The 24,224-nt window shown below is 69.4% G+C and carries 24 protein-coding genes; 6 read left to right on the plus strand and 18 right to left on the minus strand.

Annotated elements, in window-relative coordinates; all coding sequences use genetic code 11:
* Positions 1–57: 57 nt before the first annotated feature.
* Entirely contained in the window at positions 58–501 is a 444-nt protein-coding gene (locus DFI_RS11950; protein ID WP_081425895.1) for a DUF3592 domain-containing protein, read from the minus strand.
* 323 nt (positions 502–824) lie between these two features.
* Between DFI_RS11950 and DFI_RS11955 the strand changes: the two genes are divergently transcribed.
* Entirely contained in the window at positions 825–1,754 is a 930-nt protein-coding gene (locus DFI_RS11955) for an endonuclease/exonuclease/phosphatase family protein (RefSeq protein ID WP_027463456.1), read from the plus strand.
* Between the two features lie 79 nt (positions 1,755–1,833).
* Positions 1,834–2,043, plus strand: coding sequence for a hypothetical protein (locus DFI_RS11960; protein WP_027463457.1), 210 nt, complete (start codon positions 1,834–1,836; stop codon positions 2,041–2,043).
* Positions 2,044–2,103: 60 nt separating this feature from the next.
* Here DFI_RS11960 and DFI_RS11965 read toward each other — a convergent pair whose 3' ends face one another.
* Positions 2,104–3,996 (minus strand): ABC-F family ATP-binding cassette domain-containing protein, encoded by a 1,893-nt coding sequence (locus DFI_RS11965; RefSeq protein ID WP_027463458.1) that lies wholly within the window; start codon positions 3,994–3,996, stop codon positions 2,104–2,106.
* 216 nt (positions 3,997–4,212) lie between these two features.
* Between DFI_RS11965 and DFI_RS11970 the strand changes: the two genes are divergently transcribed.
* On the plus strand, positions 4,213–5,643 hold the full coding sequence (locus tag DFI_RS11970) for a CHASE2 domain-containing protein (protein ID WP_027463459.1): 1,431 nt from the start codon (positions 4,213–4,215) through the stop codon (positions 5,641–5,643).
* A 54-nt stretch (positions 5,644–5,697) separates the two neighbouring features.
* On the opposite strand, the gene DFI_RS11975 is transcribed toward DFI_RS11970, so the two are convergent.
* The 14 genes from DFI_RS11975 to DFI_RS12040 all read right to left on the minus strand — a co-directional run bounded on the left by DFI_RS11975 (position 5,698) and on the right by DFI_RS12040 (position 20,200).
* The gene (locus DFI_RS11975; protein WP_022801078.1) at positions 5,698–7,155 is read right to left on the minus strand and encodes an NADH-quinone oxidoreductase subunit N; all 1,458 of its coding nucleotides are present in this window, start codon (positions 7,153–7,155) and stop codon (positions 5,698–5,700) included.
* Positions 7,155–8,582 carry an NADH-quinone oxidoreductase subunit M gene (locus DFI_RS11980; protein WP_027463460.1) on the minus strand — a complete coding sequence of 476 codons (1,428 nt, stop codon included), beginning with the start codon at positions 8,580–8,582 and terminating at the stop codon, positions 7,155–7,157. Before DFI_RS11980 ends, DFI_RS11975 begins: the two co-directional genes overlap by 1 nt.
* Positions 8,582–10,507 carry an NADH-quinone oxidoreductase subunit L gene (gene nuoL, locus DFI_RS11985; RefSeq protein ID WP_027463461.1) on the minus strand — a complete coding sequence of 642 codons (1,926 nt, stop codon included), beginning with the start codon at positions 10,505–10,507 and terminating at the stop codon, positions 8,582–8,584. The genes DFI_RS11980 and nuoL overlap by 1 nt, the downstream gene beginning before the upstream one ends.
* A 7-nt stretch (positions 10,508–10,514) precedes the next feature.
* Positions 10,515–10,817 carry an NADH-quinone oxidoreductase subunit NuoK gene (gene nuoK, locus DFI_RS11990; protein ID WP_022801075.1) on the minus strand — a complete coding sequence of 101 codons (303 nt, stop codon included), beginning with the start codon at positions 10,815–10,817 and terminating at the stop codon, positions 10,515–10,517.
* Positions 10,817–11,428: an NADH-quinone oxidoreductase subunit J family protein gene (locus DFI_RS11995; protein ID WP_027463462.1), complete on the minus strand. Its 612-nt coding sequence runs from the start codon at positions 11,426–11,428 to the stop codon at positions 10,817–10,819. Before DFI_RS11995 ends, nuoK begins: the two co-directional genes overlap by 1 nt.
* Positions 11,429–11,433: 5 nt before the next feature.
* Positions 11,434–11,973 carry an NADH-quinone oxidoreductase subunit NuoI gene (nuoI, locus tag DFI_RS12000; RefSeq protein WP_027463463.1) on the minus strand — a complete coding sequence of 180 codons (540 nt, stop codon included), beginning with the start codon at positions 11,971–11,973 and terminating at the stop codon, positions 11,434–11,436.
* A 32-nt stretch (positions 11,974–12,005) separates the two neighbouring features.
* Positions 12,006–13,202 (minus strand): NADH-quinone oxidoreductase subunit NuoH, encoded by a 1,197-nt coding sequence (gene nuoH, locus DFI_RS12005; protein ID WP_027463464.1) that lies wholly within the window; start codon positions 13,200–13,202, stop codon positions 12,006–12,008.
* Entirely contained in the window at positions 13,202–15,385 is a 2,184-nt protein-coding gene (gene nuoG, locus DFI_RS12010) for an NADH-quinone oxidoreductase subunit NuoG (protein ID WP_027463465.1), read from the minus strand. Before nuoG ends, nuoH begins: the two co-directional genes overlap by 1 nt.
* Positions 15,382–16,713 carry an NADH-quinone oxidoreductase subunit NuoF gene (gene nuoF, locus DFI_RS12015; RefSeq protein WP_022801070.1) on the minus strand — a complete coding sequence of 444 codons (1,332 nt, stop codon included), beginning with the start codon at positions 16,711–16,713 and terminating at the stop codon, positions 15,382–15,384. The genes nuoG and nuoF overlap by 4 nt, the downstream gene beginning before the upstream one ends.
* Positions 16,710–17,324, minus strand: coding sequence for an NADH-quinone oxidoreductase subunit NuoE (nuoE, locus tag DFI_RS12020; RefSeq protein ID WP_022801069.1), 615 nt, complete (start codon positions 17,322–17,324; stop codon positions 16,710–16,712). Before nuoE ends, nuoF begins: the two co-directional genes overlap by 4 nt.
* Positions 17,325–17,339: 15 nt before the next feature.
* A complete protein-coding gene (nuoD, locus tag DFI_RS12025; protein WP_043778701.1) occupies positions 17,340–18,509 on the minus strand; it encodes an NADH dehydrogenase (quinone) subunit D in 1,170 nt (389 codons plus the stop codon).
* A 53-nt stretch (positions 18,510–18,562) separates the two neighbouring features.
* The gene (locus DFI_RS12030) at positions 18,563–19,270 is read right to left on the minus strand and encodes an NADH-quinone oxidoreductase subunit C (RefSeq protein WP_276345207.1); all 708 of its coding nucleotides are present in this window, start codon (positions 19,268–19,270) and stop codon (positions 18,563–18,565) included.
* On the minus strand, positions 19,267–19,803 hold the full coding sequence (locus DFI_RS12035; protein WP_022801066.1) for a NuoB/complex I 20 kDa subunit family protein: 537 nt from the start codon (positions 19,801–19,803) through the stop codon (positions 19,267–19,269). Before DFI_RS12035 ends, DFI_RS12030 begins: the two co-directional genes overlap by 4 nt.
* 61 nt (positions 19,804–19,864) lie before the next feature.
* On the minus strand, positions 19,865–20,200 hold the full coding sequence (locus DFI_RS12040) for an NADH-quinone oxidoreductase subunit A (RefSeq protein WP_022801065.1): 336 nt from the start codon (positions 20,198–20,200) through the stop codon (positions 19,865–19,867).
* Between the two features lie 300 nt (positions 20,201–20,500).
* On the opposite strand from DFI_RS12040, the gene DFI_RS12045 reads away from it, so the two are divergent.
* From DFI_RS12045 to DFI_RS12055, 3 genes are read left to right on the plus strand one after another with little or no spacing between them, the layout of a single operon-like run.
* Positions 20,501–21,103, plus strand: a complete 603-nt coding sequence (locus DFI_RS12045; RefSeq protein WP_174234913.1) for a GNAT family N-acetyltransferase — start codon at positions 20,501–20,503, stop codon at positions 21,101–21,103.
* Positions 21,100–21,978: an AraC family transcriptional regulator gene (locus tag DFI_RS12050; protein WP_051307975.1), complete on the plus strand. Its 879-nt coding sequence runs from the start codon at positions 21,100–21,102 to the stop codon at positions 21,976–21,978. The genes DFI_RS12045 and DFI_RS12050 overlap by 4 nt, the downstream gene beginning before the upstream one ends.
* 40 nt (positions 21,979–22,018) lie before the next feature.
* On the plus strand, positions 22,019–22,672 hold the full coding sequence (locus tag DFI_RS12055) for an ankyrin repeat domain-containing protein (protein WP_051307976.1): 654 nt from the start codon (positions 22,019–22,021) through the stop codon (positions 22,670–22,672).
* 3 nt (positions 22,673–22,675) lie between these two features.
* Here DFI_RS12055 and argB read toward each other — a convergent pair whose 3' ends face one another.
* Positions 22,676–23,425, minus strand: coding sequence for an acetylglutamate kinase (gene argB / locus DFI_RS12060; protein ID WP_027463469.1), 750 nt, complete (start codon positions 23,423–23,425; stop codon positions 22,676–22,678).
* Positions 23,426–23,470: 45 nt separating this feature from the next.
* Entirely contained in the window at positions 23,471–23,989 is a 519-nt protein-coding gene (locus tag DFI_RS12065; RefSeq protein WP_022801061.1) for a GNAT family N-acetyltransferase, read from the minus strand.
* Positions 23,990–24,224 lie beyond the last annotated feature (235 nt).

Raw genomic sequence — 24,224 nt, forward strand, 5'->3', positions numbered from 1 at the left:
GACATCGCGGCCTGGTCTTTCTTTTGTCACATTGCTAGAGAGTGCATGACTTCCAACCTAACCGGAAGACTTCCCATTCTTGATTGACCGCGCCAGAAGAAACACAACTCCAGAAAACCCAAGAATCGACCACAGCGCCAACGTGGGGAATGAGTCAAGGTAGACGGAGCGCGCAGGATCATCCGGATCATATTTAACCTGAATAATGTCTCCCTTTTCAGGCAGTTCATGTCGAGCAAGCATTCGACATTGATGCTGCCTTCCATGCGTAGATACGCCGGAGGACACAATAGCAATTCGGTTTCCCTCATATTCCCTATCTTCCACCGTATATCTATAAATCAGGTTGCATCGTCTATTCCCATGCGTAAATTTCTCAACCACAGCAGGCGCACTTGACCAGCTCTTTATTTCATAGTATTCGGTAATCCAGCCAGCCGGAAGAAAGAACAAGAAGAAGCCAAAAAGCACGAAGGCTACCTGTAGCATCAAGACGAACAATATTCCATTGAACCATCTCAGGCCAGGGCGTGTTGTGCGATTCCATCCTCTTCATCAAGCGAGTCGCCACAAGATCGGAATCTGAAGTTCAGCCGCCATCGCTGGAACTCCGAAATCAGAGCGAGACGTTCGAAGGAAGGACAGCGGTGCGGGACGTGTCGCTGAATGTTCCGACGGGAGAGTTGTACGCGTCACGTCCTGGAGGCGCGGACCGGATCGGGATCATCGTGAGCGGGCAGCTGGTCGCCGAGGGAACCCCGGCGACACGGCACTCCAGAAATCCGGCGGACGCGCCACTCAGGCCCCTGTGACAGGCTGGGGGAATGTTCGCTTCACGCGTCGCCTGGACATATCTGCTGCTCGTTGCAGGCGTATGGGCACTCTCGGAAATCGTCGGGGAAAGCCGCTGGCCCACCCTGCTGCTCGCCTACGCCCCGCCCCTGCTGTGGCTGCTGCCCGCCCCGCTGGTCCTGCTGTGGCCGCTGGGCCGGCGGCGCGGCTTCGCGGCAGCCCTCGCGGGCACGCTGCTGGCCGCCTGGGGCGCCGGGCTGCTGCACTGGCGCCCGCAGAGCCCCGGCCCGCTGCGCCTCCTGACCTACAACGTGGCCCGCACCCTCCCCGAAGGTGCCGCTGCCGAAGTTGCCCGGACGCTCCAGGCCGCCGACGCGGACCTCGTGCTGCTCCAGGAATCGAACCTGATCCGCCCCGCCGACCTGCGCACCCTCCAGGCCGCGCTGCCCGGGTACGCCATGATCCGCGCGAAGGAAGTCACCACCTTCAGCCGCCTGCCCGTGCTGTCCAGCGAGTGGCACGACCTGCCCGCCAACAACCGCGACGTGCTGCTCACCCGCGTGCGCTGGCAGGGCCGTCCCCTCAGTGTCATCAACGCCCACCTGGGCACCGTGATGCTCTCCAGCCTGCTGCAGGGCGACCTGGCCCGCCTGCAACGCAGCCGCACCGCCCGCATGGGCCAGGTCCGCGTGCTGGAACGCATCGCCGCGCAGGAAGAAGGCAACGCCCTGCTGCTGGCCGGGGACCTGAACACCCCGCCCCGCGGCCTGGTGTACCGCCAGCTGCTGGGCACCTTCGGCCCGGACGCGCACGACCAGGCCGGCCGCGGCCCCGGCTGGACCTTCCCCAGCCTGAAACTCCGGATCGACCATGCCCTGAGCCGCGACCTGACCGCCGCCCGCGCCGCCGTGCTGAACGTGCCCGGCAGTGACCACCGGCCCCTGCTCGTGGAGTACCGGTGAAGGTTTCTTGACGCTGTCCTGTCCGGTCCCGCACGAACGCCCGGCAGACTGAATCCCTCACCCCGAGGAGGCTGACCCCATGACCGGACCGTACGACCGACCGCCCGCGCCCGCCAGCGAACCCACCGACCAGCCCGCCCCCATGCCTGAACGCCTTCCGGGAGGCGACGACACCGGCCCGATCATGGACCCGCCCGTCAACCCGGACACGCCCGGCATGCCGGAACCCGACCCCACCCGCAACCCGGACACCCCGGGCATGCCGGTCCCCGCGCCGGTCCCGATGTAAAACACTGCCCCGTCCATGTCCGGACGGGGCTTTTCAGTGCGAGCGTTGGAGCGGTGGGCCTTATCCGCCTTTCGCCTCGACCTCGGCCTGCTTCTCCCCCCACTGGACCATCTTCTCCTCCAGGGTGGCTTCCAGGTCGTGCGCGGCCTGCCCGAGTTTCACGAAGTCGGCGTCGGGCGCGGCGTTCGCCAGGGCGGCCTGGGCGTCTTCCAGCTGCGCTTCCAGGCGGGCGATGTCGGCCTCCAGGGCTTCGACCTCGCGTTTCAGGTGCCACAGGCCCTTGCCTTTCACGGCCGGGGCAGGAGGGGGTTTCACCTCGGCTTTCGGCGCGGCGGCCTCCTCCTGCGCGGCCTTGAACGCGGCGTGTTTCTCGGCGTAGTCGGCCCAGCCGGGGTACTCGTGGAGCTGGCCGTCCTCAATCAGCCAGATGCGTTCGGCGAGGCCCTCGATGAACGCGCGGTCGTGGCTGACCATGATCAGGGTGCCCGTGTAAGCGCTCAGGGCGTCCTCCAGCGCCTCCACCATCTCCATATCCAGGTGGTTGGTCGGCTCGTCGAGAATCAGGAGGTTGTGGTCCTCCTGCGCGAGTTTCAGCAGGGCCAGCCGGGCGCGCTCCCCGCCGGAGAGGATGCGGGCGGGTTTGTCGTGCTGGTCGTACGGGAACATGAAGGTGCCCAGCAGGTTGTTCGCCTCGTGGTCCTTCTGCACGTACTCGCGGGCCACGTCGTACAGCGTCTGGTGGGGTTCCACGCCGCGCAGCGCCTGGTCGTAGTACCCGACCGTGACGCGCGCCCCGGTGAGGATGCGGGTGCGGGGGTCGTCGCTGCGGTCCAGGCCCAGCAGGGTGCGCAGCAGCGTGGTCTTCCCCGCGCCGTTGCGGCCAATGATGGCGATGCGCTCACCGCGGCGGACCTGCACGTTCACGTCCCGGAACAGCGTCCGGTCACCCAGCGTGCGAGTGAGGTGCCGGGCGTCCAGGACGATCTCGCCGCTTTCCGGAGCGTGGAAGGTGATGCGGGTGGTGCGCTGCTCGGGCGGGGGCGCGGAGGTGGCGCGGGACTGCATGCGGTCCACGCGGGCCTGCATGGCCTTGGCGCGGCGGGCGAGCTTGCTCATGCCCAGGCCCCAGATCTTCATGCGGTCCGCACTGGCCTGCAGCTGCGCGATCTGCTTGCTCTCGATGGCGTGGCGGGCAGCCTGCTGTTCCAGTTCCAGGTCCAGCATCTCGCGGAAGGTGGTGTAGTTGCCCTTGTACACGCTGAGACCGGCGTCACGGATGTAGGCGGTCTCGTTCGTGACGGTGTCCAGGAACTGCCGGTCGTGGCTGATCACCAGCACCGCGCCCGGGTACCGGCCCAGGAAACCCTCCAGCCACTCCACCATCACGATGTCCAGGTGGTTGGTGGGCTCGTCCAGCAGCAGCACGTCCGGGTTCTCCACCAGCAGCGCGGCCAGGCCCAGCCGGGTGCGTTCCCCGCCGGACAGCGCCGAGGCCGGTTCCGCCTCGCGGCCCCGGAACCCGAAGGCGAGCAGCACCGCCTCGCGGCGGCTGCGGCGCTCGAAGCCGCCGCGGCGGATGTAGTGCTCCAGCACTTCCTCATGCTTCAGGACGCTCTCGGGCGTGCCGCTGCCCATCGCCTCGGCCGCCTGCTGCAGTTCCCGTTCCAGGGCGTCCAGGTCATGGAAGGCGGCGTCCAGGACGCTGTCCACCGTGGCACCCTCCGGGAACACCGGGTCCTGCATCAGGTTGCGCACGCGCACGCCGGGTCCACGCTTGACCACGCCGCCGTCCGGGTGGATCTCGCCGGTCAGGAGTTTCAGCAGGGTGCTTTTCCCCGCGCCGTTGCGGCCCACCAGACCCACCCGGTCGCCGGGCTGCACGGCGAACGTCACCCCGTCCAGCACAGTGACCGGGCCGTACTCCTTGATGGCGTCCTGAAGGGCAACAAGCACGCCCCGCAGTATACCCGCCCGGGGAAATGACGGGCCCGGGCAAGGCGGGCGCCGCGTGGGCAGGGGCCCGGCCGGCCCTATACACTGGGGCGATGTTCCGTCCCGCCCGCCCGCGCCGGACCCCGCGGGCCGCCCCGCCGGTCCCGGGTCCGGCCTGCACGCGGACGCGGCGCTCACCCCTGAACGCCCCCCGAACCGCCTGGAGTGAGGCTGGCCTTGCGCGCCCCGTCCCGCTTCCCTGAGCCGTCCCTGACCCGCCTGACCGTGCCGGCCGGCGCCCTGCTGGCGGCCGCGCTGGCCGCCCTTCCCCTCCCTGACGCGGGGCTGTGGGACGCGCTGAACCGCGCCCGGCCGGACCCGGCCCCGCCGCAGGTGGCGGTGGTCGCCATCGATCAGGGGGCGCTGTGGGATTACGGGAGGCTGGGCGTGTGGCCGCCCGAGCTGTACACGCAGGTGGTCGCCACGCTGCTGGAGGCCGGAGCTGTCGGGGTGGGGCTGGATCTCCCGCTGGAGGACCTGGACGCGGCCCTCGCCGGCACGCAGGCGTTCCCGGAGGCGGTGCTGGCCGTACCGGCCGGCTGGCCACTGCCGGCGCCCCGGCCCGGCCAGCGGGCGGTGTGGGGGGTGGACGCCCTGAACGCCGGGCCGGGCGGCCTGGTCCGCTGGGGGCGAGCGGGCATGAGGGAGACGGCCGGGCCGGTCACGCCGGCGTTTGCTGCCCTGCTGGCGCAGCAGGCCGGGGCGCGGTGGCCGCCCATGGCAGAGCCCTATCTGCTGCGCATTCCGGCCACGCCGTTCCCGGTGATCGCGTTCCGGGAGGTGGTGAACGGCGCCGTCGCGCCCGGGGCCGTCCAGGGCCGCGTCGTGATCGTGGGGCTCACGGCCGCCGGGGCGGCGCGGGTGCAGGACACCGCCGGCCGGGCGATGCCGGCGGTGTTCATGCAGGCGCGGGCAGTGCAGAGCCTGCTGAGCCCGCCGCTGACGCCCCTGCCCGCCTGGGTGGTGGTGCTGGGCGCCATGCTGGTCACTGCCCTGGTCACGTGGGCGCGGGGCCTGTGGGGGCACGCGGCGGCGTTCGGGCTGCTGGGGCTGGGGGCCGCGCTGTGGCCGGCCGGGGTGCTGTTCCCGGGCGTCACGCTGTCGCTGTGCGCGGTGCTGGGCAACACCCTGGTCCTGCTGGAGCGGCAGTGGACGCTGCGCACCGCCGGGCGGCGCGACCCGCTCACCGGGTACGGGAACCGTCAGGCGTTCAACGCAGTCCTGGCGCGCCGCCGGTCCGGGGGGCTGATCCTGCTGGACCTCAGTGGATTCCGGGGGGTGAACGACCGGTACGGCCGCGCGGCCGGGGACGCCGTGCTGCGGGACCTGGGGCGGCGCCTGGGCCGGTACGGTCGGCGCGGGGACCGGCAGTTCCGCTGGGGCGCGGACGAGTTCGCCCTGCTCCTGAACGGGGTGGGCCAGCCGGACGTGGCGCGGCTGGCCGAGGCGCTGCAGGCCGAGGTGAACGAACTGCCGTACCAGGACGTGGTCCTGCGCGGGAACGTGGGGGCAGCGGCGTTCGGCCCGGACATTCCCACCCCGCAGGCGCTGGTGGAGGCCGCCGGCCGCCAGCGCTACCTGCGCAAGCACGCCCTGCGGAAACCATGAAGCAGGGCCACCCTCTTGTGAAGGGTGGCCCTGCCGTCTGGGTTCACTCAGTCATTACTGGCCGGTGAGGCGCTGCCAGATGTCGGGGCGGCCGACCAGGCCGTACCAGAGGTTGGGCAGCAGGCCCAGCAGCACGGTGGCGGCGATGGCGGCGCCGACCGTGAAGGTCGTGGCGGGCCGGACGCCGTGCGCGTACTCGCGGGCGGGGGTGCGGTCGGGCATGAACATCAGCATGGCGGGCTTGAGGTAGTACACGAGCGAGGCCACGCTGGTCAGGGCGGCGAGCACGGCGAGCCAGCGGTAGCCGTTGTTGAAGGCGGCCTGGAAGGCCATCAGCTTGCCGAAGAACCCGGCGAGGGGCGGCAGGCCGGCCAGGGACGCGAGGCACAGAGCAAGCGCCACGGCGTAGGCGGGCTGGCGGTAGAACAGGCCGCGCATGTCACCGATGTCGAAGCCTTTCTCGCTGCGCTGCAGCGCGGCGATGATGGCCAGCACGGCGGCGGTGGTGACGGTGTAGATCAGCAGGTAGTAGGCGAGCGCGGCGCCGCCCATCTCGGGTGTGCCGAGGATGCACATGGCGAGGAAGCCGGTGTGCGCGATGGCGGAGTACGCCATGAGGCGTTTGAAGTTCGTCTGGTACAGCGCGGCGAAGTTCCCGATGACCAGGGTGGCGGCCACCAGGATCTGCAGGACGCTGGCCCACATGGGCGCGTCGGCGAGCGCGCCGCCGAACACGCGGAGCATCCCGGCGAACGCGGCGACCTTCACGACGGTGCTGAGGAACAGGCTGACGCTGGTGGGGGCGCCGCTGTACACGTCCGGCGTCCACTGGTGGAAGGGCGCCAGGGCGACCTTGAACGCGAAGCCGGCGAGCAGCAGCAGGGCGCCGGCGACGAGGATGCCGGTGTTGGTAGGCACCAGGGCGTTGACGGTGCCGATCTTCTCGGCGATCACGCCGTAGTTGAAGCTGCCGGTCGCGCCGTACACCAGGGCCAGGCCGTAGATCAGGATGGCGCTGCCGGCGCTGCCCAGCAGGAAGTACTTCAGGCCGGCTTCCTCGGCGCGGCGGCTGTCTTGCAGGGTGGCGAGCACGTACCCGCTGAGGCTCATGATTTCCAGGCCGATCAGCATGACGATCAGGTCGCCGGAGAAGGCGATCAGCAGGCAGCCGGTGATGGCGTACATGAGCAGCGCGTCGAATTCGGGGAAGGACACCCGGGCGCGCCAGGCGGTGTCCAGGCTGATCAGCAGGGTCATGAGGCTGCCCACCACGATGATCATGCCCATGCCGAGCGCGGCGTGGTCGGCGAGCAGGCCGCCGCCGAACGCGGCGACGGGGTTGGCCCAGAGCACGGCCATGCTGACCAGCGAGGCGACCAGCAGGCCCAGGTTGATCAGGGTGAGGGTGCGGCGCGGGAGGAAAAACCCCAGCACAGTGCTGCTGATCGCGCCGAGCAGCACGAGCAGGATGGGCACCAGGGGGGTCATGTTGACTTCGGGAGCGGTGAGCATTACTGGCCTCCTCCCAGGGTGGCAAGGATGGCTTTCACGGCGGGCTGGATGAGGTTCAGGGCGGGCGCGGTGTACACCCCGAAGAGGATCGCCAGGGCCAGCGGGAGGCCCAGGACGAGCCATTCGACGCCGCGCAGGTCGGCGACGGGCACGCTGCCCAGCGGGCGGGCCTGCCAGAAGGTGGTCTGGAAGGCGGTCAGGGCGTACGCGGCGGCGGCGATGACGGTCAGGCCGGCCACGAAGGCAATCCAGGGCTGCACCTGGTAGGCGCCGAGCAGGACGCTGAATTCACCGATGAAGCCGGCGAGGCCGGGCACGGCGATGCTGGCGAACCACAGGGCCATGGTCAGGCCGCCGAGCGCGCCGGCCTGGGTCATCACGCCGCCCACGCGGGTGCTGAGGCTGCCGGTGCGTTCCTGCAGCATGCCGACGGCCATGAACAGCGCCCCGGTGTACAGGTTCTGGAAGGCGAGGAGGTACATGGCGCCGATCACGGCGGTTTCCTGCAGGCTGAACACGCCGAGGGCCACGAAGCCCATGTGGCTCAGGCCGGCGTAGGCCATCAGGCGTTTCCAGTTGCTCTGCTGGAAGGCGACCCAGGCGGCGTACAGGGCGGTGAAGGCGCCCAGGCCCATCAGGACGGGCCGCAGGTCGCGCATGGCGTCGGGGAACAGGGTGATCCCGTACAGGAACAGGCCGTAGCCGCCGACCTTGTACAGGGTGCCCATCACGTCGGGGATGCCGCTCTCGTCGTTCTGCTCGTGGAAGTCGGGCAGCCAGGCGTGCAGGGGGAACAGCGGGAGCTTCACGGCCATGGCGGCCAGGAAGCCCAGGAACAGCCACGTCTGGGCGCTGCCGGTGACGCGGTTGGCCAGGAGGTCGTTCAGGGCGAAGGTGGGGCTGCCGCCGATGGCCTTGTACCCGATGAAGCTGACCAGCATCAGCAGGCCGCCGAACAGGGTGTACGCCGCGAACTTCACGAGGGCCTTCATGCGGCTCTCGTTGCCGTAGATGGCGAGCATCAGCAGCGCGGGGATCAGGGCCCCCTCGAAGAACACGTAGAAGAGGATCGCGTCGCGGGCGGAGAAGATGCCCAGCAGGAAGGTCTCCATGACCAGCATCAGGGCCAGCATGGGGCCGGGGTTGGGCACGCGTTTGGCGGCGTAGATGGCGGCCATGAAGGTCATGAACGCCGTGACGAGGGCAAGCGTCAGGCTGACCCCGCCGAGCTGCACGCTGTAGGTGATGCCCAGCGGCTCGATCCAGTTGGTGCGGAAGAGCTCGGTGCCGCCGCTGCGCCACAGCAGCAGGCCCAGGCCCAGGGTGAGGCCGGCGGCGGTGCCGGCGACCTCCTCCCGCCACTGGCGGGGGGCGAGGAACACGAGCAGGGCGCCCAGCAGGGGCAGGAAAATAAACCAGTGAATCATTATTGGCCGCCTCCCATGCCGATGGTCTTCAGGGCCCAGTAGCCGACCATCAGGGCGGTGCCGAGCAGCATGCTCACGGCGTAGGCGCGCACGAAGCCGCTCTGCCACCACGTGAAGGCCGTGCCGGTGCCGCTGGCGCTGCGTGCGATGCCGCCCACGGTGCCGTCCACGCCGCGGTCCACGACGTCCAGGCCGTAGGCGACGCCGCGGCTGGGGTTGCTGAAGAGGCCGTCGTACAGGTCGTTCAGGTACAGCGCGGCCGCGCTGGTGCGGCCCAGCGGGCCGTGCGCGAGCAGGCCGCTGCGGTGTTCGGTCCAGGCCCAGAAGAGCCCGCCCAGGCCCGCGCCGACGGCGAGCAGGGTGAGGATCAGTTCCGTGCTGTGCGCGATCTCATGCGCGTGGACGGGCACGGCCTTGCTCAGGAAGCTGTCGAAGGCGTGGTTGCCGCCCAGGAAGGTGGGGATGTTCAGGAAGCCGCCCAGCGTGGCGAGCGCGGCCAGGATGCCCAGCGGCGCGAGCATGATGGGGTCGGCCTCGTGGGGGTGGGCGACGTGCCCGCGGTACGTGCCGCGCCACACCAGGAAGTACCAGCGGCCCATGTAGAAGGCGGTCAGGAAGGCCACGCCCAGGCCGATCAGGTACAGCAGCGGGTTGGCGTCGAAGGCGGCAGCGAGAATCGCGTCCTTGCTGAAGAAGCCGCTCCAGATGGGAATCCCGGCGATGGCGAGCACGCCCATCAGGGAGAACAGGTGGGTCATGGGCATGAACCGGCGCATGCCGCCCATGAGCCGCACGTCCTGTTCCTCGTGCAGGGCGTGGATCACGGCGCCGGCACACAGGAACAGCAGCGCCTTGAAGAAGGCGTGGGTGAGCAGGTGGAACACGCCGGCCGAGTAGCTGTGCAGGCCGACGGCCAGGAACATGTACCCCAGCTGCGAGACGGTGGAGTACGCCAGGATCTTCTTGATGTCGTGCTGGTTCAGGGCGCTGAGCGCGCCGTACAGCGCGGTGAGGGCACCCACCCAGGCGACCCACATGCTGGCGTTCGGGGCGAGGTCATACAGGAAGTTGCTGCGGGCGACCAAGTACACGCCGGCGGTGACCATGGTGGCGGCGTGGATCAGCGCCGAGACGGGCGTGGGGCCGGCCATGGCGTCCGGAAGCCAGGTGGTCAGCGGCAGCTGGCCGCTCTTGCCGACCGCGCCGACGAGCAGGAACAGGCAGGCGAGTTCGATGCCGGCCTGCACGACGCTGGCGCCCTCGACGCGGGCGGCGAGTTCGGGGATGTTCAGGGTGCCGTACAGCTTGTACAGCAGGAACATGCCGAGCATGAAGCCCAGGTCGCCGATGCGGTTCATGATGAAGGCCTTGCGGGCGGCGTTGCTGTTCGCCACGGCCTCGCGGTCGCTGGCCTCGCGCACGTCACGGTCGCTGGCCTCGCTGTTGCGGCCGTTGAACCAGAAGCCGATCAGCAGGTAGGAGGCCATGCCCACGCCTTCCCACCCGACGAACATCAGGGGGTAGGAGTCGGCGAGCACCAGGATCAGCATCATGCTCACGAAGAAGTTCAGGAACGCGAAGAAGCGCGTGAACTTCGCGTCGTGGCTCATGTAGGACACGGAGTACACGTGGATCAGGAAGCCGATCCCGGTGATGATCAGGGTCATGACGCTGGACAGCTGGTCCAGGTAGAAGCCCACGCTGAGATTCTTGCCGAGGGCCATGTTCGGCAGCCAGTTGGCGATCACGGTTTCCTGGTCGGGCGTGCCGCCCAGGCCCAGGTAGCGGGTCAGGGCGATGACAAAGGCCGCGAGGACCGTGCCGCTGGCGAGCCAGCCGCCGGTCTTGCCGGGGAAGGCCTTGGGAAGCAGCATCAGCAGGGCGAAGCCCAGCAGGGGAAGCAGGGGGAGCAGGTACAGGGGCATCAGGGCTTCAGCCTCTCAGGGTGGCGAGGTCGTCCACGTTGGTGGTCTCGCGTTTGCGGAAGATGGACACGATGATCGCCAGGCCGATGGCGACCTCGGCGGCGGCCAGGGTCATGACGATGAACACGGCCGTCTGCCCGGTCAGGTCGCCCCAGCTGCGGGCGAAGGCCACCAGCGAGAGGTTCGCGGCGTTCAGCATGAGTTCCACGCTGAGGAAGACCATGATCGCGGTGCGGCGGGTCAGGACGCCGATCATGCCGAGCGCGAAGAGAATGCCGCTCAGGGCCAGGTAGTACGTGGTGGGAACCATCAGGCGCGCACCTCCCCGGGGGTGTTGATGGTGGGCGTGAGGGCGGTGACGGGCGCGGCGGTGCCGGCCGGCAGTTCGGCCGTCTCGTCGTCGGGCAGGCCGTCGGGCTGCGCGGCGGGGCGCTGCACGAGCGCGACCGCGCCGATGATCGCGATCAGCAGCAGGATGCTCACGGCCTCGAAGGGCAGCAGGAAGCGGGTCAGGAGGTTCTCGCCGACCGCGCCGGCGCTGCCTTCACGCAGGGCCTCGGCGCCCTGCGCGAGCGGCTGCGGGTCCTTGAAGGTGAAGGCCAGGACGACCAGCGCGCCGGCCAGCAGCGCCCCGCCGATCCCGGCGAGTTCCCGCACCAGCGGCACGGGGTCCTGCCCGGTGACGGGGGCGTTGGCGTTGAGCATCATGATCACGAACAGGAACAGCACCATGATCGCGCCGGCGTACACGATGACCTGCGTGGCCGACAGGAACGATGCGCTCATGGTGGCGAACAGCCCCGCCACGCACAGCAGCGTGAACACCAGGCCCAGCGCGGCGTGCACGGCGTTGCGCGCGGCGATGGTGAGCACCCCGCCGACCAGGGCGAGCGCGCCGAGAAGAATGAAAGCAACCATCATGCCGGTCATTGCGGGTACGTCACCCCCTCCAGTTCGTTGCGGGCGCCGCCGTCCACCTGGAAGCCCAGGCGGACGGGTTTGCCCTTGTTGGCGGCCTCGCGGCGCTGCGGGCGGCTGCCTTCCACGCCGACGAGCATGTCGTCCTTGCCGTACACGAAGTCGCCGTAGCGGTAGTCGGCCATCTCCCACTCGTTGCCCAGCACGACCGCGCCGGTCGGGCAGGCTTCCTCGCACATGCCGCAGAAGATGCAGCGCAGCATGTTGATCTCGTACACCTTGGCGTAGCGTTCGCCGGGGCTGACAGGGTTCTGCGGGTCGTTCTCGGCCGCCTCGACGTAGATGGCGTAGGCGGGGCAGGCGGCGGCGCACAGAGAGCAGCCGATGCATTTTTCCAGGCCGGTGCCGGGGTGGCGGGTCAGGACGTGCCGGCCCCGGAAGCGGGGTTGCAGCGTCACGCGCTGTTCGGGGTAGCTCACCGTGAGCGGCTTGGTAAACAGCTTGCTCATGGTGATGCCCATCCCCTTGGCGATGCTAAGCACGCCCATGGGTTCCTCCTAGGGGGGTGGCGGGGCGCACTTCAGTCGCCTCCGAGGGTCTGGCGGTTGGCGGGGGTGACGGTGTGGGCGCGGGGGCTGAGGTCCTCGGCGCGGCGGATGCCGGGCGTGTTCCACAGGCTGCGGACGGCGTCACTGACGTAGATCAGCAGGCCCACGCCGATCAGGCTGCCCAGCACCAGCGGCCACAGGCCCCAGCTGGCCTTGAAGTAGGCGATGTAGAAGGCGGTCAGGACGGTGTTGATCAGCGCCAGCGGCAGCACCAGCTTCCAGCCGAAGCGCATGAGCTGGTCGTAGCGGATGCGCAGGATGCTGGCCTTGACCCAGATGAAGAAGAACACGAAGAAGGCCATCTTGGCGATGAACCACACGATCGGCCACTCGCTGATGCCGGGGATCAGGCCGTTCAGGAACTGCGGGCCTTTCCAGCCGCCGAAGAACAGGGTGACCATCATGGCGCTGGCGGTGAACATGGAGATGTACTCGGCCATCTGGTACAGCGCCCACTTGATCGCGCTGTACTCGGTGAGGAACCCGGCGACGAGTTCCTGCTCGGCCTCCGGCAGGTCGAAGGGCGCGCGGTTGGTCTCGGCGAAGGCGCTGACCAGGAACAGCACGAAGCCCAGCATCTGGAACAGCAGCAGCCAGCCGTTGCCGGCCTGCCAGCCCACGATGTCCTGCAACCGGGTGCTGCCGACCAACATCAGCACGCCCAGCAGGCTCAGGCCCATGCCCAGTTCGTAGCTGATCATCTGCGCGCTGGAGCGCAGGCCGCCCAGCATGGGGTACTTGGACCCGGACGCCCAGCCGCCCAGGAAGATGCCGTACACGCCCATGCTGGTCATGGCGAGCAGCACCAGCAGCCCGGCGTCCAGGTTGTACACCCAGGGGTTCTCGCCGAAGAGACTGCCGGCCGGACCGGCGGGAATGCCGCCGAAGGCCAGCAGCGCGAAGGTCACGCTGATGATCGGCGCGATGGTGTACACGACCTTGTCGGCCATGGTGACGTTGATGTCTTCCTTGAAGATGCTCTTGATCGCGTCCGCGACGGGCTGCAGCAGGCCCAGCGGGCCCACCCGGTTCGGGCCGGGGCGCAGCTGGAAGCGGCCCAGCAGCTTGCGTTCGACCAGGGTCATGTACGCGAAGCCGGTCAGGAGGCCCAGGATCACCAGGATGGCCTTGAGCAGCGTGATGAGTGAGGTGGCGAGCCAGTCGGGCATCAGTCGTCACCTCCGGGGTGCACGGGCGTGTACATGGGCAGTTCGCCGGCCTCGACCAGGCGGTCCACGTACTCGGGCGTCAGCGCGCGGCTGGACAGCGGGGTGGGGAGCATGCGCTCGGTCCACAGCACGGGCCGGTGCTCGTACGCGAGCGGCGCCTCGAAGCGTTTGGTGGGGGCGGCGACCACGCCGCGCTCGGGCAGGCTGGCCACGGACCCCAGGCGGGATTCCAGCAGCGCCTGCGCGCCGCGCAGGCCGCGCACCGGGGGCCGCAGGCCCAGGCCCTCGGCGACGGCGGTCAGGGCGCGGATCAGGTCGGCGCTTTCATGGCCGTTCAGGGCGGCCTGTTGCAGGGGCAGCAGGCGGCCTTCGAGGTTCATGGTGGTGCCGCGCTTCTCGTAGTTGGTCAGGGCGGGCAGAACCACGTCGGCCTGGGCGGCGGTCGCGGTGAAGTGCGTGTCGTGCACGACCGTGAAGCGCGCCGCGCGGCCGGGCCGGCCGGCGCCCACGGGGTCCAGGCCGCTCAGGAACGCGACCTGCGCCTGGGGCAGCTGGGCGTAGTTCAGGCCGCCCTGGCGGGGCACCAGGTTCAGGGTGGCGAGCCCCAGGCTGTTGGCGCCGGCGGGAATCGCCAGGACCTTCAGCTTCGCGCGCTGGGCGTAGGCCTCGATGGCGCGCAGGGTCTGCTCGGTGGCGCCCTGCAGGGCCTCGTGGCCCAGGATCAGCACGGCGTTCTTCGCGCCGGCGATCAGGTCGGCGGTGGCGCCCAGCAGGGGGTCGCCGCCCTTCATCAGGGCGTCCAGGGCCTCGGGGGCGGCCATGGTCAGGCGGATGCCGGCGTGCCCGGCAAGTTCGGTGTCGGCGCTGCCGATCACGGCGAGCTGCTCGCGCCTGCGGGCGGGGCGCTCGACCATGCGCAGGTCGGCGATGGCGGTGCCGTGCAGGAACTCGGTGGGCAGCAGGCCGCCCTTGAGCATTTCCAGCACGCGCAGCTGCACCACGGGCGCTTCTTCCATCAGGTCGGCGCCGATCACGACGACGGCGTCGGCGGTGGCGACGTCGGTCAGGGTGGCCGGGGCGCTGTTCAGCAGGGGCTGGCGGGGGAAGTGGTCCACGCTGCGGGTGCCGGTGGCGTCCGCGAACGCTTCGAGCGCCGCGCCTTCTTCCAGGGTCAGGTCGGCGCTGGCGTACAGGGCGAGGTCGCTGGCGTTCAGGCCGGTCATGCCGGTGCGGATCGCGGCGACGGCCTCGTCCCAGGTCGCGGCGCGCAGTTCGCCGTCCTCGCGGATCATGGGCTGGGTCAGGCGGTCGTTGTTCGCGAACGAGTGCCCGAAGCGGCCGGCGTCGCAGATCCACATCTCGTTCACGTCGCGGTTCTCGCCGGCCACGATGCGTTCCAGGCGGCCGTTGCGGGCGTCCACGGTGACCGAGCACCCGACCGGGCACAGGGTGCAGGTGGTGGGGGTGTGGTCGTACTCCCAGTTGCGGCCGCGGAAGCGGGCGACGTTGTCCAGCAGCGCGCCCACCGGGCAGATGTCGGTGATGTTGCCCTGGAAGCCGGTGGGGAGCCCGCCCTCCTGCGTGTCGATGAAGGTGTGCCCGCCGCGTTCGATGAAGTCCAGCACTTCCTGGCCGGGGATTTCCTCGAAGTAACGCACGCAGCGCTTGCAGTGAATGCAGCGTTCCTGGTCCAGGATCACGAATTCACTGAGGGCGTAATGCTTGTCGGCGTGGCGGCGGTCGAAGCCGTAGCGGCTGGCGCCGTACCCGTACTCGAAGGCGCGGTCCTGCAGTTCGCACGCGCCGCCCTTGTCGCAGGTGGGGCAGTCCAGCGGGTGGTTCAGCAGGTGGAATTCCATCATGCCGGCCTGGGACTTGGCGACCACTTCGCTGGTGCGGGCGGTCTTGATGTGCATGCCCTCGGTGGCCTGCATGGTGCAGGAGGCCATGGGCTTGGGGAAGTAGAAGATCTTCGGCTGGCCGCTTTCGTCCAGTTCGAAGTTGCCGTCCTTGCCCTTGCGGGGCGTGCCGGCTTCCACCAGGCACATGCGGCAGGCGCCGATCGGGGAGAGGTACTGGTGCGCGCAGAAGTACGGCACGTCGCTCCCCGCCTGGAACACGGCGTCGATGGCGCTCGTTCCGGCGGGAAGTTCGAGTTCCACGCCGTCTACAGTGACTTTCATTCGTCCCTCCAGCGGCCGCCGCCCTGAAGCAGCTGGCCCTGTTCGGCCAGGTCGTACTCGGCGCGGAACAGCTTGATGCTGCTCAGCACCGGGCCCAGGCAGGCGTCCGCCAGGGCGCAGAAGCTGCGCCCGCCGATGTTGTCGGCCATGTCCAGGATGAGTTGCGTGTCGCCGGGCTGCCCCTTGCCGCGCACGAGCTTCTCGTACATCTTGACCATCCAGCCCGAAATGCCTTCACGGCAGGGCGTGCACTTCCCGCAGGACTCGTGCGCGTAGAAGCGCACGCTGTTGAAGGTGGTGTTCACGATGCTCGCGGACTTGGGGATCAATGTGACGCCGCCCGTGCCCAGGGAACTGCCGGCGGCGGCGAGCGCCTCGTAATCCATGGGGGTGTCCAGGATGGTTTCGGTGTACGGCAGCAGCTGGCAGCTGATCCCGCCGGGGATGATGGCCTTCATCTCCTCGGTGGGGCCGCCGGCCCAGTCGTAGATCAGTTCGCGGAAGGTGGTGCCCAGCGGCAGTTCGTACACGCCGGGTTTGCGCACGGGGCCGCTGATCTGGAAGAGCTTCATGCCCTTGCTCTTCTCGGTGCCCATGTTCGCGTGCCAGTCGGCGCCGTACTTCAGGATGTGCGTGACGGCGCAGAAGGTTTCCACGTTGTTGATGGTGGTGGGCAGGCCGTACAGACCGGCCGCGGCCGGGAAGGGGGGCTTGAGGCGCGGGTTGGCGCGCAGGCCCTCCAGGGAGTTCATCAGGGCGGTTTCCTCGCCGCAGATGTACGCCCCGGCGCCGCGGTGCACCTGGATGTCGAAGTCGAAGCCGCTGCCCAGGATGTTCTGGCCGAGCAGCCCGGCCGCGCGGGCTTCCTTGATGGCCGCCCAGAGCCGCTCGGCGGCGTGCACGTACTCCCCGCGGATGTAGATGTACCCCAGCGTGGCGCGCATGGCGAAGCCGCCGATCAGCATGCCCTCGATCAGCTGATGCGGGTCCTCGCTCATCAGGTAGCGGTCCTTGAAGGTGCCGGGTTCCGACTCGTCGGCGTTGCACAGCACGATGTGCTGGCGGCCGTCGTTCAGCGGCATGAAGGACCACTTCAGGCCGGTGGCGAAGCCTGCGCCGCCGCGGCCGCGCAGGCCGGACTTCTTGACTTCCTCGATCACGGCGTCGTTGCCCATCGCGAAGGCGCGTTTCACGCCCTCGTACCCGCCGTTGCGCTGGTAGTACTCCAGGGTCCAGCTCTCGGCCTGGCCGACGTGCGCGTACAGGGTGGGCGCGAACCGGGGGTCTTTGGCGCTGGTGATCGGCTTGGGGGCCTCGGTGGCGGTCATGCGCCGCTCCCGGGCAGTTTGGTCAGGCCGGTGATGCTGGCGCCCACCACTTCACCGCTCGCCATGGCCTGACGGCCCTCGGCGTTCACGGTGACGGGCACCGGGTTGTCCGGCTCGGGCTTGCGGTCGGCGCGCAGTTCGTCCAGGAGGTGACGGCACTTTCTGGGGCCGACGTTCTCGTAGAAGCCCTCGTCGTTGATCTGCACGACGGGCGCGGTGCCGCAGCTGCCCAGGCACTCGACCTTCTGCACGCTGAAGCGGCCGTCCGCGGTGACCTCGCCGGGCTGCACGTCCAGTTCGGCGACCAGCGTGTCCCACAGTTCGTCGCTGCCTTTCAGGGCGCACATCAGGGTGGCGCACACCTGCAGGTGGTACTTGCCGGTGGGGACGGTGTGGTAGGTCGAGTAGAAGCTCATCACCGAGCGGACCTCGGTGGAGGTGGTGCCGCACAGCGCGGCGATCTCGGCCATGCGTTCCTCGGACACGAAGCCCTCGGCGTCCTGCACCTCGCGCAGCAGCGGCATCAGCGCGCTGCGCTTGCCCTGGGGGGAAGTGGGGTAGCGACTGAAGATGTCGTCCACCACGTGTTGTTTGTCTGCAAAGTAACTCAAGCTTATCCCCTGGCCTTACCGGTCCACGTCCCCGAGGACGGGGTCGATGGTGGCGAGAATGGTGATCAGGTCCGCGAACTGCGCGCCGACGCAGGCGTACTCCAGCGCCTGGATGTTCACGAAGCTGGGGGCGCGGATCTTCACGCGGTACGGCAGGCTGCCGCCGTCCGAGACGAGGTAGTACCCGACCTCGCCGCGCGCGCTCTCGATGGGCACGTACACCTCGCCGAGCGGCGGGTGGAAGCCCTCGGTGACCAGTTTGAAGTGGTGGATGACCGCTTCCATGCTGGTTTCGAGTTCGTGGCGGGGCGGCAGGCTGATCTTGCGGTTGGGGTCCTTGATGGGCCCGGGGCGCAGTTTCTTCAGGCCCTGGCGGATCAGGTTCACGCTCTGGCGGATCTCGTCCATGCGGATCGTGAAGCGCGCCAGGCTGTCGCCGGTCTGTTTGGTGATGACCTGGAAGTCGTATTCCTCGAAGCCGCAGTAGGGGTTGTCCTTGCGGTGGTCGAGGGGCACGCCGGAGGCGCGCAGGTTCGGGCCGGTGAGGCCCAGGTCGATGGCGACCTCGGGCGGGATGATGCCGATGTTCGTGGCGCGGTCCAGGAAGATGGGGTTGGCGGCGAACAGGTTGATGTACTCGTCCAGGCCGCGGTCCATCTGGTCGCAGAAGGCGGCGACCATGGCGGGCCAGTTGTCGGGGATGTCGCGGGACAGGCCGCCGATGCGCAGGTAGCCCTGGTTCATGCGGTAGCCGCAGACGGCCTCGAACAGGTCGTTGACGCTTTCCTTCTCACGGAAGGTGTAGAACAGCGGCGTCAGGGCCCCGAGGTCGAGCAGGCCGGTGCCGACGAACACGAGGTGGCTGTGGATGCGGCCGAGTTCGTGCAGGATCACGCGCACGACGTTGGCGCGCTCGGGCACCTGGGCCTGCATGAGTTTCTCCGCGGAGAGCACGTAGGCGAGCTCGTGGGAGAAGCTGTGCAGGTAGTCGGTGCGGGGCGCGTACGTCATGTTCTGCTGGTACGTGCGGTTCTCCATGGTCTTCTCGAAGCCCGTGTGGAGGTACCCCATGTGCGGCACGACCTTGGTGACGAACTCGCCGTCCATGTCCACGACGAGGCGCAGCACGCCGTGCGTGCTGGGGTGCTGCGGCCCGACGTTCAGGGACATGATCTCGGTGTGCATCAGGGCGCCGTCGGCGTTCAGGTCGCCCCGGTGCTCGGCGGGAGGCAGCTGCGTCACTTGGGACCTCCTTCGGGCATCACGGCCGGCAGGTCGTCACGGGCCTCGGTGTGGCCGCGGCGCAGGCTGCCGCGCCAGCCGGTCAGGCCGGTCTGCTGGCCGGTCATGCCGGCGCGGAAGGCGGCCGGGTCCAGGAAGCGGCCGTCGTTGAAGAGGGTGGGGGACTCGCCCAGCGGGAAGTCCTTGCGCAGCGGGTGGCCTTCGAGGTCGTCGGGCGTGAGGACCTTGCGCAGGTCCGGGTGCCCGTCGAAGTGGATGCCGACCAGGTCGTACACCTCGCGCTCGAGGTAGTTCGCGGCGCGCCACACGGGGTACAGGCTGTCCACGTGGGGTTCGTCGCCGTCCAGCCAGACGCGCAGGAACACGCGGCGGTGGTCGCGGGGGTGGTAGATATTGTGCAGCAGCGCGAACCGGGCGGGTTTCAGCTCGGGGTAGGTGAGGTAGTCCACGCCGACGGAGTCCATCAGCATGAAGCCGCGCTCCTTGAGGGCCTGTGCGACCTGCCGCAGCTGGGCGGCGGGCACCACGGCGGTGGGTTCGGCCGCGTCGTCTTCCTGGAGGCCCAGTTCGGCGATGAGGGCGGTCACGTCACGCGTGGTGGGGGCGGCGAGGTGCGCGCCGGTGCCGACCTGCTGGCCGAGGCCGGCGAGGGGCACGTCCATGTTGGGGTTGTTGGGGTCCTGGGGGCGGGTCTTGTCGCTCATCGGGTCCACGCATCCACCATGGGAAGCTGGTGGCCCAGTTCGTCGAAGGCCTCGCCGCGGACTTTTTTCTGCAGCTGCATCAGGGCGTACAGCAGGGCTTCGGGGCGGGGCGGGCAGCCGGGCACGAAGATGTCCACCGGCACGACGCTGTCCACGTTCTGGACGATGGCGTAGTTGTTGAACATGCCGCCCGAACTGGCGCAGGCGCCCATGCTGATCACCCATTTGGGGTCGGGCATCTGGTCGTACACGCGGCGCAGCACGGGGCTCATCTTCTTGCTGAGGCGCCCGGCGACGATCATGACGTCCGCCTGGCGGGGGGAGGCGCGGAACACCTCGCTGCCGAAGCGGGCCATGTCGTTGCGGGCGTTGGTGGACTGCATCATCTCGATGGCGCAGCACGCCAGGCCGAAGGTGGCCGGCCACAGGCTGTTGCTGCGGCCCCAGGCGACCAGTTTCTCCAGGCTGGTGAACAGGACCCCTTCGGATTCCAGTTCCTGCCAGTCCTTCTCGAACAGTTCCTTCAGAGGCACGGGGCCCTCCTGTCCAACGTGTCAGAAGCCACCGGGGGGGTGGCCTCAGGAGTGAGCGCGTTCAGGCCCATTCCAGGACCTTTTTCTTCAGCACGTAGAAGTACCCGACCAGCAGCAGCAGGATGAAGGTGAAGGCCTCGATGAACGCGAAGGGCAGCAGCTTCTGGTACGCGACGGCGAGCGGGTAGAAGAAGGCGGTTTCGATGTCGAACACGATGAACAGCATGGCCACCAGGTAGAAGTGGACCGGGAAGCGCTGACCCGTGCCGACGCCGCCGTGCTGCGGGTCGTTGCCGCTCTCGTAGGGCATCAGCTTGGCGCGGCTGGCTTTCTTGGGGCCGAGCAGTGCGCTGGCGACGACGGCGATGACGCCGATGCCCAGGGCGGCCAGCAGCATGATGACGAAGTTGGCGTATTCGATAACAGTTCCCCCTTTTCGGCTTTCTTCTCTCCAGCCGGGACCCCAGCGTTCGTGAAAGTGCGCACGAGGGTGCTGAACAGGAGACAGCGGAGCGAGATGAAAGACGCTTCACAAAGAATAAAGCCTTCTCTTTTTACCACGATTCCCTGTTAAAGACTCCCTGCTGAACGGGAAATGTCGTGACTTTCACGTCCGCTGTCCGGCCAGGGATGCCGGACCCCGCAGGCATACCCCCACCCAGCCGGACCGCAGCCCGATCAGGCGGTAATGTGAAGCATGAGTGAAGTGTCCCCCACAGAGTTGCGCGTCCCCGGGGCACCCCCCATGCCCGAGGTCCTGCACACCCCCCGCCTGACCCTGCGCATGCCCCGCCCCGAGGACGCCGCCGCCCAGGTCGCCGCCGTCCACGCCTCCCTGCCCGAACTGCACGCCTGGATGGCCTGGTCGCACGAGCCCCACACCCTGGACCACGCCCGCGCCAACCTGGAACGCGCCCAGGCCGCCTACCGCAGAGGCGAGAACCTGCGCCTGATCATCTGGAACCGCGACGAGACCGAGATGCTCGGCAGCACCGGCTACCACGCCCTGAACTGGGCCGTGCCCAAGGCCGAGATCGGGTACTGGATCGCCACGCCCCACACCGGACGCGGCTACGCCCTGGAAGCCGCCCGGTTCCTGACCGAGTACGGTCTGGACACCCTGGGCCTGCGCCGCATCGAGATCCGCACGGACACCCTCAACGAGCGCAGCGCCCGCATCCCCCGCCAGCTGGGGTACACGCTGGACGCCACCTTCCGCAACGACGACGTGGCCGCCGACGGCAGCGGCCGCCTACGCGACACCTTCGTGTTCAGCGTCACCCGGCAGGCCCCGCCGTGACCGCCCGCCCCGCACACCTGGAGGCCAGCCACCGCTGCGGCGCCGGCCTGGTCCTGCACGCCAGCTCGGCCGGGTACGCCGCCCACAGCGAAGGCGGCGCGCTGTCCATCAAGACCATGCGCGGCGGCGCGGCGCACTACGCGCTGGGCCGCGCCCGCCTGCGGGTGGACGACCACCACTACGCCCTGCTGCAGGACGGCCAGCCCTACGCCGTGGAGGTCGCGCCCGACACCGAGTCCTTCTGCCTGTTCTTTGAGCCGGGCGCCACCCGCGGCCTGTGGCAGCTGGCCCGCACCCGCCCGGACGCGCTGCTGGACCTGCCCGAACTGCCCCCCGCGCCGGACTTCATCCAGCGCAGCCACCCGCACGATGGGCTGCTCTCGCCGCTGCTGAACACCCTGCGCGCCGGGAACCTTGGCGGCCGCTGGACCGCCGACGAGTGGGACGACCACCTGCTGCGCGTCCTGACGCGGCTGTACGCCCTGCACACCGCCGCCCTGACCGAGGCCGCGCGCCTCCCCGCCGCCCGGCCCGCCACCCGCCTGGAACTCGCCCGGCGCCTGCACCGCGCCCGCGACTTCATGGAAGCCGGCCTGCACGAACCGCTGCCGCTGGAGCGCGTGGCGGAGATCGCGCACCTCTCCCCGTACCACTTTCACCGCGCGTTCCGGAACCTGTTCCGGGAAACGCCCGCGCAGTACGTCACCCGTCGGCGCCTGGAAACCGCGCGGCACCTGCTGCGCACCACCGCCCTCAGCGTGCTGGACATCAGCCTGGCGGTGGGGTTCCAGACCCCGGAGGCCTTCAGCACCCAGTTCCGCCGCCGGACCGGGCAGCCCCCCAGCGCGTGGCGCGGCGCAACTCCGCAAGACTGAGCAGGCGCCCCGCCCGGGAGCCCGCTACGCTGCGGGCACCATGGAAGAACTGCTGAACGACCTCCGCACCGGCAACCTGGACGCCGCGCTGGCCCGCGTGCGCGCCCACCCCACCCTGCTGCATGAGCGGCCCGCGCAGGGCCCCTCTCCCCTGCTGACCAGCGTGTACTACGGGCACGCAGAGCTGGGCCGCGCGCTGGTCGCCGAGGGCGCCGTGCCGGACCTGTTCGAGGCGAGCGCGCTGGGGCTCCCGGACCACGTGCAGGCCCACCTGGACGCCCACCCGGACACCGTGAACGCCTACGGCGCCGACGGCTTCCAGCCGCTGGGCCTGGCGTGCTTCTTCGGGCACGCGGCCGTGGCGGGGCTGCTGCTCACCCGCGGCGCGGACGTGAACAGCCCGTCGCGCAACGCGCAGCAGGTCCGGCCGCTGCATTCCGCCGTGGCCGGCGGGCATCTGGAGATCACCCACGCCCTGCTGGACCGCGGCGCCGACGTGAACGCCATACAGGAAGGCGGGTTCACGCCGCTGCACTCGGCCGCGCAGAACGGGCAGCCGGAGATGGTCACGCTGCTGCTGAACGCCGGCGCGGACCCCGCCGCCCGCACCGCGGAGGGGCTCACCCCCGCCGACCACGCCCGCAGGGCCGGACACGAGACGCTGGCCCTGGACCTGGACGCCCGCGCCCGGTGACCGTCAGGCCGTGATGCGCGTGCCGGCCTCACCGCGCGCCGCGGCCTCCAGCACGCCCGCCCCCATGCCGCTGGCGATCGTGGCAAAGGGCGCGCCGCGGTCCAGGGCGTCCAGCGCGGCCTGCACCTTGGGAATCATGCCCCTGGCGATCCAGCCGGCCTGAATCCCCTCCTGCACCTCGGCACGGGTGAGGTGCGCGGCGCGGCTGGCGGGGTCCGGGTAGGCGCGGTACACGCCGTCCACGTCCGTCAGGAAGATGATCCCCTCACCCAGCGCGCCCGCCACCGCCCCGGCGGCCGTATCGGCGTTCACGTTCAGCGCCTGCCCGTCCGCGCCCACCGCCACGGACGCGATGACCGGCGTGAGGCCCGCGCCGACCAGCGTGCGCAGCAGCGCCGCGTTCACGCCGGTCACGCGGCCCACCCGGCCCAGCGCCGGGTCCAGCACCTCGGCGGTGAGCAGGGCGCTGTCCCGCCCGGTCAGGCCGACCGCCTGTCCCACCTCCTGGCTCAGCGCCTTGTTCAGGGCGCTCAGGGCCATCTCCACCACGTCCATCGCTTCGGGCGGCGTGACCCGCAGGCCCGCGCGGAACTCGCTGGGCACGCCCCGCGCCGTCAGTTCCCGCTCGATCACCGGGCCGCCGCCGTGCACCACCACGACCGGCATCAGGGCGCGCAGCGCGGCGATCTCGGCCGCCACGGCGCGGCGCAGTTCCAGGCTTTTCATGGCATTCCCGCCGTACTTGACGATCACGCCCGGCAGTGTACCGGGCGCGGGGGCAGGCGGGTCAGGTCACGTTCAGGACGCGAGCCGCGCGGCCTTCTCGGAGACCGGTTCGGGCGTCAGCGCCGGCTGGCTGGGCGTCAGGGACTTGGCGTACCAGGTCATGACCGGTCTGGCGTCCATGGTGAACACGTACCCCAGCCGCTCCCAGAAGCGCGCCCCGCGCGGGTTCTCGCCCAGCACGCCCGCCAGGATGCGCTGCGTGCCGGCCGGCAGGCGCCGCTCCAGGTTGCGGGCCGCCTGCTCCCCCAGGCCCTGCGACTGCCGGTCCTGCCGGATCAGCAGCAGGTTCAGGGTCACGTCGCCGGCCTCGGGGAAATTCAGCTTGTAGTCCAGGCTGCCGATCAGGTCCCCGGCGTCGTCCCGGAGCAGTTCCAGGCGGCGCCGGGGATCCATCAGGGCGATCTGCACGTCCTGCTGCACTTCCTGCAGCGTGGGCACAGCATTTCCGAGCAGTTCGAAGTAACCGGGGGCGGCGCAGTACAGCGAGTGGAGCAGCGGCGCGTCAGGCAGCGCCAGCGGCGAAACGTTCAAGATGATCCTCCCGTCCGGGGGACACTGTGGGCCGCCAGGAACACGCACGAGGCTCCCAGGCCGTGTACAGCATGCGTCCCCACACTGATGCCGGACCCCCTCACGATACCCCCCCGGCGATCATCTACAAGTCAGACTCCCCCACCCACAGGTTGAGCATCGGTTCACCCTAAGAGGGAATCAAGGCGGTATGGTCCCCACCCCCTCTCCCCACCGGCCGCCGCAGGTGCGGCCC

The sequence above is a fragment of the Deinococcus ficus genome, assembly GCF_003444775.1.
GTDB classification, from domain to species: Bacteria; Deinococcota; Deinococci; order Deinococcales; family Deinococcaceae; genus Deinococcus; species Deinococcus ficus.